Genomic DNA, 11,946 nt, shown 5'->3' with positions numbered 1-11,946 from the left:
CAAAGATGCTCAATTTTAAATCGGTCATTCGGATGAAACAATGAATCAACCCAATCGAGCAGTGGTTACGACATCTACGCTGTATGTTGTACCAACCCCTATTGGAAATCTGGGGGATATCACTCAGCGTGCACTTGAAGTTCTTAAACATGTCGATCTGATTGCAGCCGAAGATACGCGACACACTGGCTTATTGCTTCAGCATTTTGCCATTAATGCGCGCATGTTCGCACTTCATGATCATAATGAACAGCAGAAAGCAGATCAATTAATTGCGAAATTGCAGCAAGGTCTGAGTATTGCTCTTGTCTCTGATGCCGGAACACCGTTGATCAATGATCCGGGGTATCACGTTGTCCGTCGTTGCCGTGAAGCTGGTATTAATGTTGTCCCATTGCCAGGGCCTTGTGCAGCAATTACGGCATTATCTGCCGCAGGGCTGCCTTCCGATCGTTTTTGTTACGAAGGTTTTTTGCCGGCAAAAAGTAAAGGGCGCCGGGATGTATTACGCGATTTGGCGCAGGAGCCGCGGACATTGATCTTCTATGAGTCCACACATCGCTTGTTGGACAGTTTAGAAGATATTGTCACAGTGTGGGGCGCAAATCGTTATGTGGTATTAGCACGGGAGCTGACAAAAACATGGGAATCTATTCAGGGAATGCCTGCTGGAGAGTTACTGGCATGGATCAGAGAAGATGAAACCCGCCGGCGGGGAGAAATGGTGCTGATTGTTGAAGGATATCGCAAACCAGCAGATGATAGTCTCTCCCCAGAAGCCTTGCGAACACTGGCATTACTACAAAAAGAGCTTCCGCTAAAAAAAGCTGCGGCACTGGCGGCAGACATTCATGGCGTAAAGAAAAATGCTTTATACCGTTATGCTCTTGAGCAAACCGAAGAAAGTACATGAAAGTAGCGGGAACATGAAAACCCCTATACATCAGGTGATAAACCCCTTATAATTCGCGCCGGAGTTGGCTAGACAGTCGCTGCTTTACTGTTTCTTTCGGGAGTCTCTTTCGGAAGTAAAGGAGTAAAGGGGAGGAAAGTCCGGGCTCCACAGGGCAGGGTGCCAGATAACGTCTGGGAGGTGAAAGCCTACGACCAGTGCAACAGAGAGCAAACCGCCGATGGCTCAGCTTTGTAAGAAGCTGAGATCAGGTAAGGGTGAAAGGGTGCGGTAAGAGCGCACCGCGCGGCTGGTAACAGTTCGTGGCACGGTAAACTCCACCCGGAGCAAGACCAAATAGAGGTTCACATGGTACGGCCCGTATCGAACCCGGGTAGGTTGCTTGAGCCAGCGCGTAAGTTCTGGCCTAGATGAATGATTGTCCACGACAGAACCCGGCTTATCGGCCGACTCCACAGATTCAGCCCTATAGAGCCTCTGCTTTATAGGGCTTATTCATTTTAGACTGATACTCAGGCAGAGATATTAGCTCCCCAAATCGATTAGCAAGCCCTGAAATGAAGAGATTGCCCGCAGGCGCAGTTGTGGCTCGTCTTGAATAAATATCCCATCCCCACATTTGATACTCACATTAAACTGGTCGCTGGTATGGCTCTGAGCATGGATCTCAACGTTACCATTGATAGATTGCAGATAAGCCTGTCCCCCTTGCAGAGGTATTGTCTGGGTGCCATTAGCTTGCAGCATAAGAAAGCTTATCCAGGTTGATTGGCGCAGGGACATACTGTTTTTTTCGGCTGTGGGCGAGGCCAACAGAGTCAAGGGTTGATCAGATAACATTCTACGCTGCACGGATTGTGGTGCCTGATGTGGATTGGCATTAAGCCAGAGTTGCAGGCGGTTCAGCGGTACTTTATTACTGATATTGTGCTCACTGTAGCGCAGATCCTGACGGGTAGAGAATAGCAGGCACTCTCCTTGACGGGCCTGAGTATAGTTTCCGGCACTGTCACGGTATTCGGCTGCTCCTTGCAGGATAATATTCAGGATATCGACATGGGGATAAGCCTTTGGCTTGAATTCTGCTTTTGGGGCAAGGCTCTCCTGATTAAGTACCCGAAGTGCGCCATAGTTCAAAAAATTTGGGTCAAAATAGTGGCCGAATGAAAAAGTATAACGGGCTTTTAACCAACCATAATCGGCTTTCCCGCATTGATTTGCTGTTCTGGTTATTATCATGACAACTATCTCTTTACCATACGTCTGCTTGCCATATATTTATTTGTTATAGACCTATTGCACTTGATCTTAATTCTCTGGACGTTGAAATGTTAGCCAGTTAATCTGTTCTCTATATTCAAATTTACTGATTGAGAGCTATATAGGTAAAGAGCATGGGGAAAGAACGAGCGCTTACACTGGAATCTTTACGGGTGATGGATGCGATAGATCGGAGAGGAAGTTTTGCCGCAGCAGCGGATGAATTGGGGCGGGTGCCTTCTGCATTAAGTTATACCATGCAGAAACTGGAAGAAGAGCTGGATGTGGTGTTGTTTGACCGCTCTGGGCATCGTACAAAGTTTACTAATGTCGGCAGAATGTTGCTTGATCGGGGCAGGCTATTACTTGAAGCGGCGGACAAACTTACGGCAGATGCACAAGCTCTTGCCCGTGGTTGGGAAACTCAACTGACCATTGTCTGTGAAGCGCTGTTTCCCGTTGAGTCATTATTTCCTCTTGTGGATAGGCTGGCAAATAAAGCGCATACTCAGCTTTCATTAATGACCGAAGTGTTGGCTGGCGCCTGGGAACGACTGGAAACGGGCCATGCAGATATTGTGATTGCACCAGATATTCATTTCAGGGCATCTGCGGAAACCAATTCACGAGCACTTTATTCCATAAAAAACGTCTATGTTGCCAGTGTGGAGCATCCTATTCATCTTGAACCAGAACCGTTATCTGATGCCACACGGGTTAAGTACCGTGGGATAGCCGTGGCTGATACAGCAAGGGAACGCCCGGTACTGACAATTCAACTTTTGGATAAACAACCACGCCTAACGGTTAGTTCACTGGAAGATAAACGACGGGCATTGTTGGCGGGGTTGGGAGTTGCAACAATGCCATATCCGATGGTGGAAAATGATATTGCAGAAGGGCGTCTGCGGGTTATTGGTTCGGAATATATCCATGAAACTAACATTATTATGGCATGGCGGCGTGACAGGATGGGGGAAGCTAAGACCTGGTGTCTGCGAGAAATCCCCAAATTATTTATGAAATAATGAATCAAAAAGCCTCTTACAGGTAAACAGGCAAGGGGCTTTTTTTGTAATAGCAGGCAATTACCAGTTCTTATTCAGTACACCGTCAATACTGAATTTGCCTGGCCCTATCATTGCCAGCATGAGATAACCCGCACCGATAGCGAAATTCTTCAGGAACATAGTCTGGTTCATGCCATCTGAAAAATCAGAGTGGAACAGAATTGCAGTCAGGATACAGAAAATAAAAGTAAACACTGCTGTAGTGCGGGTCAGCAGCCCTAACAACACGGCAATTCCGCCACCGAGTTCAAGTAAGATAGTGAGTGGCAGTAGAATTCCAGGAACTTTCATGGCTTCCATGAATTCTTGCGTTCCAGCGTAAGCACTGCCTAATTTTCCATAGCCTGCAATAATAAACAGGATTGACATTAAAATACGCGCTACTAATAAGCCACTATCTTCAAATTTTTTCATGAACATCTCCAGGTATGTGTTCTAAAAGCACAATTAGCTAATATTTTCTTGATGGAGAGTATTCTAAGGAGAGGTATTACGGGTTGATAGTAAGGAATATTAACAATTTAGTACAATTTTTTTGAAAAAATAACCCAATTTACATAAAGGGATTTGAAGAAGGACAAAAGCAATAAAAATGATTAACGCCCGTTCAATATATTGCGTAGGATATTGGTGTGTGTCCAAATGCTAATCAGGCGACGTGACCAGTGATAAAGTTTTCGGGGATGACGAATGCCATAGAGCAGTAATATACCACTACCAATAGCAAAATAAGGTTTGAAAGAGAGTAGTGTCTGCCAACCATGATCGTAAGAGCGGGTGATGGTAAGCCAATGCTGGCCATAAGCTGAGAGAGATTGTCTTTGCTGCTGAATTTCTTGTAATAATGCTTGTTTTTTCCGTTCTCGTTGCTGACGCCGTGATTTATTCATGGTCATTCTCCAACATCTTGCGATCTATCCTGAGTTGCTCACGAGTTGCATTGAGAAAAGTCAGCCGACGGGATTTCCTGATAGCCCAAATTGTGCCAAACACGGCGAGAAGTAGCAGAGTTCCTGCTGCAATGGCTATGACTGTAGTCTGGTAGGCCGGATCGACAGCCAGAAAGACCAACATTAACAGACATATTATACCAAGGGCCGCAAATAGCAGCGTGAACCCTACCAGCAACAATAATTGTACCAGTGTGGCTGCACTCTCTTCCAACTCAACGGCTGCAAGCTGAATACGAGTCTCAACCATACCGACAACCAGAGTTACCACTCGCCGTAAGGTATTAAATATTCCTTTTCCCGGACCTTGTGAATGGGATGATTGGGTCATTTCAGCGTCTTGCCAGTAATACGCCCAATATGATACCCACGGCGGCACCGATACCTACGCTAGTCCAGGGGTTGTCACGGACATAACTGTTTGCACAGCTTGCTATTTCTTTTGTCTGATCTGTCAGTTTATCACTGGCATCACTAAAAGCTGTGCGGGCATCCTTGACCATTTTTTCTGCTTTGCTGCGTAATTTTTCCAACTCAGCTTTGGACTTATCCTCGGAACTGTTTAGAACTTCTTCCAACGTATCCGCAAGGGATTGCAATTCAGCACGTAATTCTTCAGAGTTTTTCATCTGTGGCATGGAACTCTCCTCATATATACGGTGGATGAATTTCTAACATAGACGTTTTTATGCGGAGTTTAAAGTCTGAATGGTGAAAAATTGTCATCTAATATGGCAGATTAATCCTAAATGATTACCAAGAATAGCGGGAGAAAGCCCCTGTAACAAGTTACCTGCCGTAATGCTACAGGGCGATGTGGAAGTTAGAGTTATTAAATTTGGAATTATTGAATAGAGTTATTTGTGCGTTTCTTACGCCAGATGAACGTCAGGCTGCCAATTAAGCCAATGAGTAACAGAACTACGGGTAATAACACCAGAAAATTCATAAGGTATTGTTCGTACTGGCGGAACAAGGGGCTTTTACCAAGAGCATAACCCAGAGTCGTCAGGATAATTACCCACAAGAAACCACTTAACCAGTTGAACATCTGAAAACGTGCATTATTCAATCCTGCAAGACCTGCTAATGTAGGCAGCAATGTTCTGACAAACGCAAGAAAGCGACCAATTAGCAAGGCTGATAGCCCATGACGGTGGAACAGATTATGGGCGCGTTGATGATAATGCGAAGGAAGATGTGATAGCCAGCCCCGGACTAATTTGGTGTTACCAAGCCACCTTCCTTGAAGATAACCTACCCAACAACCGAGGCTTGCACCGGTAGTAAGGATGATTAACGTGGTGGGAAACGACATTGCATCTTGGGCTATCAGGACGCCAACCAATATGAGTAAGCTGTCACCTGGCAAAAATGCTGCGGGTAACACGCCATTTTCCAGAAACAGGATTGTGAAGAGCAGAAGGTAGATTGCCCATACCAATGACGGGTTAGCGAGTGTTTCATAATCTTGGTGCCAAAGTGCATAAATGAGGTCTGTTACAATTTCCATCAAATGTTCCTAAAACGCGGGTTAAGGATTACATCTTACTTTTATGGTGTGTTTATGGTGCATTTCTATTATATAGCAAGAAAATACAAAGCATTATATTAAGATTGTCAATAAAGTGCCTTTAAATGCCTTTCAGAAGGCATTAATAAGTGATAGTGACACTCTAACAAAATCATTAGTAGTGAAACAGAAAATTTTGGTGAGCAATTGAACATTAATAAGGGGGGGAAATAAAATCACTCAGGTATATCAATTGATTAATTGTTTTATGAGATTTTCACAAAACCGCACTATTTACTTATTTACTCTTTCATCTGCCTGAATTCCTGATTTTTCCAGATACAAAATTCATCGTTTATCGGCCGATTGCGAAATTAATCCATCAATAATATTGGCGTTAATGTCGATCACAAGTATTGTACCCAAAACTAATCATTCATTTAACCATTTGAATTAAAATAAAAACTTTAGTTTTTTGTTTTTCTTTGCATTTCGCCAATATCTGATTAAACAGCGAATCTGTCGTTTTGATCACACAAATGTGACGATTTTGTTATCAATTGTTGAGCTGATTGTAGATTTTTATTAATTATTCTTTTTCGCTCTCTGTACTTTTCTATACTGGAAAAGCAAACATAAAAACAACAGGCTTATTAAGCCTAAATATCAAATGGATAGATTATGGAAAAACAACAAAAAGGCTTTGTGCAGTATATTGTACGAGGAAGCCTCGTCACTCAAATTATTATTGGATTAGTTGCAGGGGTATTACTGGCCTGGGCAATGCCCTCTGCCGCGCAATCAGTCAGTCTATTGGGAACCCTTTTTGTTGGTGCTTTGAAAGCTGTCGCACCAGTCCTGGTGTGGGTTCTGGTAATGTCTTCTATTGCAAACCATAAAAAAGGTCAGAAAACCAATATCCGACCAATTCTGATTCTCTATATTGCCGGAACTTTTTTCTCAGCACTGGTCGCTGTTATCGGCAGCATACTGTTTCCATCAACATTAATTCTGGCGACTAATGATGCCCAGATGTCACCACCGGAAAATATTGTTGAAGTGCTCAGAGGAGTGTTGCTCAACGTCGTTGCTAACCCGATTGATGCGATATTGAAAGGTAATTATGTTGGTATTCTGGCATGGTCGATTGGTCTGGGTATCGCTTTACGCCATGCAAAGGAATCAACTAAATCAATGGTGCAGGATCTGGCCGAAGCCGTGACCCTAGTTGTTCGTGTTGTTATTCGTCTGGCTCCCCTTGGTATTTTCGGCTTGGTTGCCTCCACTATCGCCACAACAGGATTCGAAACGTTGTTTGGCTATGCACAACTGTTGGTTGTACTATTGGGTTGTATGATTGTTGTTGCACTGGTTGTTAACCCATTGATTGTTTATTGGAAAATACGCCGTAATCCTTATCCTTTAGTTTTTGCCTGCTTACGTGAAAGTGGCGTAACTGCATTCTTTACCCGTAGCTCGGCAGCTAATATTCCGGTTAACATGGCAATGTGCCGTCGTATGAATCTGGATGAGGATACTTATTCTATTTCAATTCCTTTGGGAGCAACGATTAATATGGGGGGAGCTGCTGTCACTATTACCGTATTGACGCTGGCAGCGGTAAATACCCTGGGCATAGCTATTGATATCCCAATGGCAATACTGTTAAGTGTAGTCTCAGCAATTGCAGCATGTGGCGCATCAGGTGTGGCGGGTGGATCACTCTTGTTGATCCCGTTGGCATGTAGCATGTTCGGTATCTCCAATGAGATTGCTATGCAGGTTGTAGCAGTAGGTTTGATTATTGGTGTATTGCAGGATTCGGCTGAAACGGGACTGAATTCCTCAACAGACGTACTTTTTACGGCTGCGGTGTGTCAGGCAGAAGAAGCAAGACAAACATCGGAACAGTTAGCAGAGCGTTAATTTGTATCAGTCGCAGAAATAAGACGGTGATAATGAACCGTTCGGTTGTTATCACCGTTCCCCTATTATTAGCCTTTTATTTTTTTACTAAATCTTAATTGCCAGTCGAGTTCCTTGATCAATTGCCCTGCGGGCATCCAATTCGGCGGCGACATCGGCTCCGCCAATCAAATATACGTTTTTACCCATTGCTTGCAGAGGTTGGTAAAGCTCTTTCAATGGTTCCTGACCGGCACAGATAATTACGTTATCCACCTCAAGGCATTGTTGCTCACCATCGCGCAGGATATGCAGCCCTTGATCATCAATTTTCAGGTATTGCACACTGTTTAACATAGTGACCCCCCGCATCAGTAAGCTGGCCCGATGAACCCAACCGGTAGTTTTACCTAAGCCTTCCCCGACTTTGGCATCCTTGCGCTGCAATAGATAGATTTTTCGTGGTGAGGGTTCCATGTGCGCACCTTCTGGCTGTAATCCACCACGATGGGAAAGCGTCTGGTCGATACCCCATTCTTGACTGAATGCGTGGCTGCTCAGGCTACTACTCTGTCCACTCTGGCTCAGATATTCCGCTGTATCAAAGCCAATACCGCCAGCACCAATAATGGCAACACATGGGCCAACATCACGTTTATGTTTTAATACATCCAGATAAGTCAGCACTTTTTCATGTTCAATACCATCAATATTCGGTGTCCGTGGCGTGATACCGGTGGCAACGACCACTTCTTCAAACGAAGCAAGCTGGTCTGATGTTGCGGTATGATTCAGTTTTACTTCAACACCATTCAATGCCAATTGGCGCTCAAAGTAGCGCAGTGTTTCATGGAATTCTTCTTTGCCGGGAATTTGTTTGGCAATATTAAATTGCCCGCCAATTCTGTTTTCTCGTTCAAATAACGTGACATGGTGTCCGCGACTGGCGGCAGTAACAGCGAAGGATAAGCCAGCCGGTCCGGCACCAATCACTGCGATAGTTTTGGGTTGTTTCACCGGTTCGGCGATAAATTCTGTTTCATGGCAGGCTCGTGGGTTCACCAGACATGAAGTCAGTTTCCCGACAAATATTCTGTCCAGACACGCCTGATTACAGCCAATACAAGTGTTGATTTCATCTGCACGGTTCTGTTCAGCTTTTAAAATAAACTCAGCATCTGCCAGGAAAGGGCGAGCCATAGAAACCATATCTGCGCAGCCTTCACTAAGGATTTGTTCTGCAACATGGGGATCATTAATACGATTCGTTGTGATCAAGGGAATACTGACTTTCCCCATCAGCTTTTGGGTGACCCAACTAAATCCGGCTCTGGGCACCATTGTGGCGATTGTTGGAATACGGGCTTCATGCCAGCCGATACCGGTATTGATGATGGAAGCACCAGCGTGTTCAATCGCCAGTGCTAATTGTTCGACTTCCTGCCAACTGGAGCCATCTTCCACTAAATCCAGCATAGAAAGGCGATAGATAATAATGAAGCGTTTTCCGACAATAGCGCGTACTGCTTTGACAATATCCACGGCAAAGCGCATACGGTTTTCAAAACTTCCTCCCCATTTGTCCTGACGATGATTAGTACGGACAACCAGAAACTGATTGATGAGGTAGCCTTCTGAACCCATGATCTCAACGCCATCATAACCGGCTTGTTGTGCGAGCTGAGCGCAGTGAGCAAAATCCCTGATAGTTTGTTGGATATCCGCGTCGGACATTTCTTTAGGCATAAAGGGGTTGATCGGAGCCTGAATGGCTGAAGGAGCAACGAGGTTTTTCTGATAGCTATAACGCCCGGTATGCAAGATTTGCAGGGCAATCTTACCGCCAGCCTGATGTACTGAATCTGTAATGATCCTATGATGGGGCAAAGTATCTTCACTATTTAGAATGCTTGCTCCTGCTGCAACAACGCCTTGCGGATTGGGGGAGATACCACCTGTGACTATCAACGCTACACCACCAGCAGCCCGCTCTGCGTAGAATTGGGCCAATCGCTCGGCTCCATTAGGATGTTCTTCAAGCCCTGTGTGCATTGAGCCCATCAAGACACGGTTTTTTAAGGTAGTAAAGCCTAAATCCAGCGGGGTAAACAGATGAGGGTAATTGCTCATTACATTCTCCATCGAATAATTTGACGACTCACACACAGTATTATTGTTTTCAATATGACTTAGCTGTTAGCTAAGTGGTCGGATGAGATTGCTATCAAATTTAGAGGGTTCCAGCCCGATTGGAATCACTTTGTTAATTGATTGTGACAGATATCATGAAATCATCTATACCCAACAGATTTCAAGATATCGTCAACAAAGTAGTAATTTGAAAAACGAAGGTTATAGCAACAAAAAATATTTCGTTGTAACTTAATGGTTATTTAAGATAAGGACAGTAACACGATGCAAAACATAACCGAATGGATCACTCTGACTGGAAAGAATGTCACTTTAATACCTTTGACGCAGGAACGACATGATGAATTCGCGCGTGCCATTGAAGATGGACAATTACATCAATTGTGGTATACCAGTGTGCCAGCGCCGGATGGGGTAAAAGCAGAAATTGAGCGTCGTTTAGCTCTTCATGCGCAGGGAAAGATGTTGCCTTTTACCGTTATTGATAATCAAAGGAATGTAGCAATTGGAATGACGACTTATATGAATATCGATGCCAATCTTCCCAGACTGGAGATTGGCTCGACATGGTATGCAAAATCAGTTCAACGTACGCCTGTTAATACAGAGGCAAAATTCTTGTTACTGGAATATGCGTTTGAAAAAATGGATTGTGTTGCTGTGGAATTCAGAACTCACTTCCTGAATCACCAGAGTCGCAGGGCAATTGAGCGTTTAGGCGCAAAATTGGATGGTATTCTACGTTGCCATTCACGAACAAGGGATGGTTCAATGCGGGATACTTGCGTATATAGCATTCTTCGTAGCGAGTGGCCTGCCATAAAAAGCCATCTTATCTGGCTAATGGCGAAGCCCCGCTAAGCATCACATCAGGAACGACTTCCTAATGATGGCTAATTGGTGAGAGAAGCTTTGATATGGCTATCTAAATCATCCAGTAGTTGATAACGGCGACGGTATTCTGCGCGTTTCTTACTGGGGATTTCATCCAATGATTTTCTTTCGATATTGGATGGCAGATGGAAATCATTATTCTCTTTCCTGATGCCATTCAGAGACTCCCAAAAAGCATTATAATCCGCTACCATCAGGTGCTTTTTCTTATGCCAGTAGCGGATACTACGATAAATATGTGTTTCATTACTGACAGCTAAGATTTGTTCACAATTCGTATGTTCAGCAAAACGACAAATAGATTCAATCAATAAACGCTTAGGAAACAGGCCATAACACTCTTTAGTTGCATTACGGATAACATCCAGAGAATTATCCCTTTTGGCTGGGCCTTGTAAGACACCAATAAACAATGTTTGTTTGCCATTAATAGTTAATAAGGTGAATGCACATTTTGCCAAAGTGACATTTTTTTCTGTAGTCATATATAGCGCAAGTTCACCTTCTTTATTCAGGTTGTCTAAAGAATCTATATATACATTAAATGATTCATTTTTCCCCTGGATAGTGGCCAGTAAATAAGAATTAGTATTAAATATCTTATTAATAACAGTGGGTGTTATCTGTTGAAATAAAATTCTATAATGCTCACTAAGTGCACCGACAATCTGATTACGCTTGAAGTTAATACTCAGATATGGGCGATGTAATTTACAAGGTAAGCTAGGCTGTTTCTTTAAAATATCCAGATAAATTGGAGTATTAGCAATTCTGTCCAGTAGCTTAAGTGTAGAGATAGGCGTAAAAAGGCTGCGTAAAGCGAACTTTGCACGATAACTGGATGAGTCCCAATATACTCCGGGAGAAACACGCTGTCCGACAAGATCGGTAAACAGTTTCACGCCTGAATATGTTGTAGTTTTAGATTGTTGTAGATATTTCATTGATTGTAAAATCCAAAATAATAGACAGCGCATTATTTTACCATTTTTCTATTGGATATATCAAAACGTATTAAAAACAGATTAATTTAACTTTACTATGTTGATTTTCAGTTAAATTTTCATTTTTCTATTTTATCAGTATTACTTTGTTTTATTTTTTGTTCAATGAACATTGAATAAGTTAATTCGTTAGCCATAACTTTATGTTTTTATTTTTGTCATTATTTGCTAATGATATGTAGTGTTATAAATAAGCTTTCAAAATAGTAGATCACTTGGAGGGAACTCAGTCCAATTTTTGCGATCTGATTAATCGCCAAATCAAAAAAATCCCAAAATGGACTGA

12 protein-coding genes and 1 other RNA gene are annotated in these 11,946 nt (G+C 43.2%); 5 read left to right on the top strand and 8 right to left on the bottom strand.

Going from position 1 to position 11,946, the window contains the following annotated elements; all coding sequences use genetic code 11:
• Positions 1 to 40 precede the first annotated feature (40 nt).
• Together rsmI and rnpB are read left to right on the top strand one after the other, a co-directional pair.
• On the top strand, positions 41 to 913 hold the full coding sequence (rsmI, locus tag Xind_RS05410; RefSeq protein WP_047684176.1) for a 16S rRNA (cytidine(1402)-2'-O)-methyltransferase: 873 nt from the start codon (positions 41 to 43) through the stop codon (positions 911 to 913).
• Between the two features lie 60 nt (positions 914 to 973).
• An RNA gene (gene rnpB / locus Xind_RS05405) (RNase P RNA component class A) lies at positions 974 to 1,371 on the top strand.
• A gap of 67 nt (positions 1,372 to 1,438) precedes the next feature.
• On the opposite strand, the gene Xind_RS05400 is transcribed toward rnpB, so the two are convergent.
• Entirely contained in the window at positions 1,439 to 2,152 is a 714-nt protein-coding gene (locus tag Xind_RS05400) for a pirin family protein (protein ID WP_047684173.1), read from the bottom strand.
• Between the two features lie 155 nt (positions 2,153 to 2,307).
• Here Xind_RS05400 and Xind_RS05395 point away from each other — a divergent pair, with 155 nt between their 5' ends.
• A complete protein-coding gene (locus tag Xind_RS05395) occupies positions 2,308 to 3,201 on the top strand; it encodes a LysR family transcriptional regulator (protein ID WP_047684171.1) in 894 nt (297 codons plus the stop codon).
• 60 nt (positions 3,202 to 3,261) lie between these two features.
• Here the strand turns inward: Xind_RS05395 and Xind_RS05390 are convergent, their stop codons facing one another.
• The 5 genes from Xind_RS05390 to Xind_RS05370 form a co-directional block, all read right to left on the bottom strand.
• Positions 3,262 to 3,657, bottom strand: coding sequence for a DoxX family protein (locus tag Xind_RS05390; RefSeq protein WP_047684168.1), 396 nt, complete (start codon positions 3,655 to 3,657; stop codon positions 3,262 to 3,264).
• A 182-nt stretch (positions 3,658 to 3,839) separates the two neighbouring features.
• Positions 3,840 to 4,133: a YqjK-like family protein gene (locus Xind_RS05385; protein WP_187649625.1), complete on the bottom strand. Its 294-nt coding sequence runs from the start codon at positions 4,131 to 4,133 to the stop codon at positions 3,840 to 3,842.
• Positions 4,126 to 4,524, bottom strand: coding sequence for a phage holin family protein (locus tag Xind_RS05380; RefSeq protein ID WP_047684163.1), 399 nt, complete (start codon positions 4,522 to 4,524; stop codon positions 4,126 to 4,128). The genes Xind_RS05385 and Xind_RS05380 overlap by 8 nt, the downstream gene beginning before the upstream one ends.
• Position 4,525: 1 nt before the next feature.
• Positions 4,526 to 4,831: an ElaB/YgaM/YqjD family protein gene (locus Xind_RS05375; protein ID WP_047684160.1), complete on the bottom strand. Its 306-nt coding sequence runs from the start codon at positions 4,829 to 4,831 to the stop codon at positions 4,526 to 4,528.
• Positions 4,832 to 5,037: 206 nt separating this feature from the next.
• Positions 5,038 to 5,706, bottom strand: a complete 669-nt coding sequence (locus Xind_RS05370; protein WP_047684158.1) for a DedA family protein — start codon at positions 5,704 to 5,706, stop codon at positions 5,038 to 5,040.
• A gap of 681 nt (positions 5,707 to 6,387) precedes the next feature.
• Here Xind_RS05370 and sstT point away from each other — a divergent pair.
• Positions 6,388 to 7,632 (top strand): serine/threonine transporter SstT, encoded by a 1,245-nt coding sequence (gene sstT / locus Xind_RS05365; protein ID WP_187649624.1) that lies wholly within the window; start codon positions 6,388 to 6,390, stop codon positions 7,630 to 7,632.
• 87 nt (positions 7,633 to 7,719) lie between these two features.
• On the opposite strand, the gene Xind_RS05360 is transcribed toward sstT, so the two are convergent.
• Positions 7,720 to 9,741 (bottom strand): oxidoreductase, encoded by a 2,022-nt coding sequence (locus tag Xind_RS05360; RefSeq protein ID WP_187649623.1) that lies wholly within the window; start codon positions 9,739 to 9,741, stop codon positions 7,720 to 7,722.
• A 285-nt stretch (positions 9,742 to 10,026) separates the two neighbouring features.
• On the opposite strand from Xind_RS05360, the gene Xind_RS05355 reads away from it, so the two are divergent.
• Positions 10,027 to 10,623 carry a GNAT family N-acetyltransferase gene (locus tag Xind_RS05355; RefSeq protein WP_047684149.1) on the top strand — a complete coding sequence of 199 codons (597 nt, stop codon included), beginning with the start codon at positions 10,027 to 10,029 and terminating at the stop codon, positions 10,621 to 10,623.
• A gap of 32 nt (positions 10,624 to 10,655) precedes the next feature.
• Here Xind_RS05355 and Xind_RS05350 read toward each other — a convergent pair whose 3' ends face one another.
• Positions 10,656 to 11,600: a VirK/YbjX family protein gene (locus Xind_RS05350; RefSeq protein ID WP_047684207.1), complete on the bottom strand. Its 945-nt coding sequence runs from the start codon at positions 11,598 to 11,600 to the stop codon at positions 10,656 to 10,658.
• Between the last annotated feature and the right edge of the window lie 346 nt (positions 11,601 to 11,946).

The sequence above is a fragment of the Xenorhabdus indica genome, from assembly GCF_014467235.1.
Lineage (GTDB): Bacteria > Pseudomonadota > Gammaproteobacteria > Enterobacterales > Enterobacteriaceae > Xenorhabdus > Xenorhabdus indica.
The sequence above is the reverse complement of the archived record's forward strand: the minus strand, read 5'-3'. Positions and strand labels throughout refer to the sequence as shown.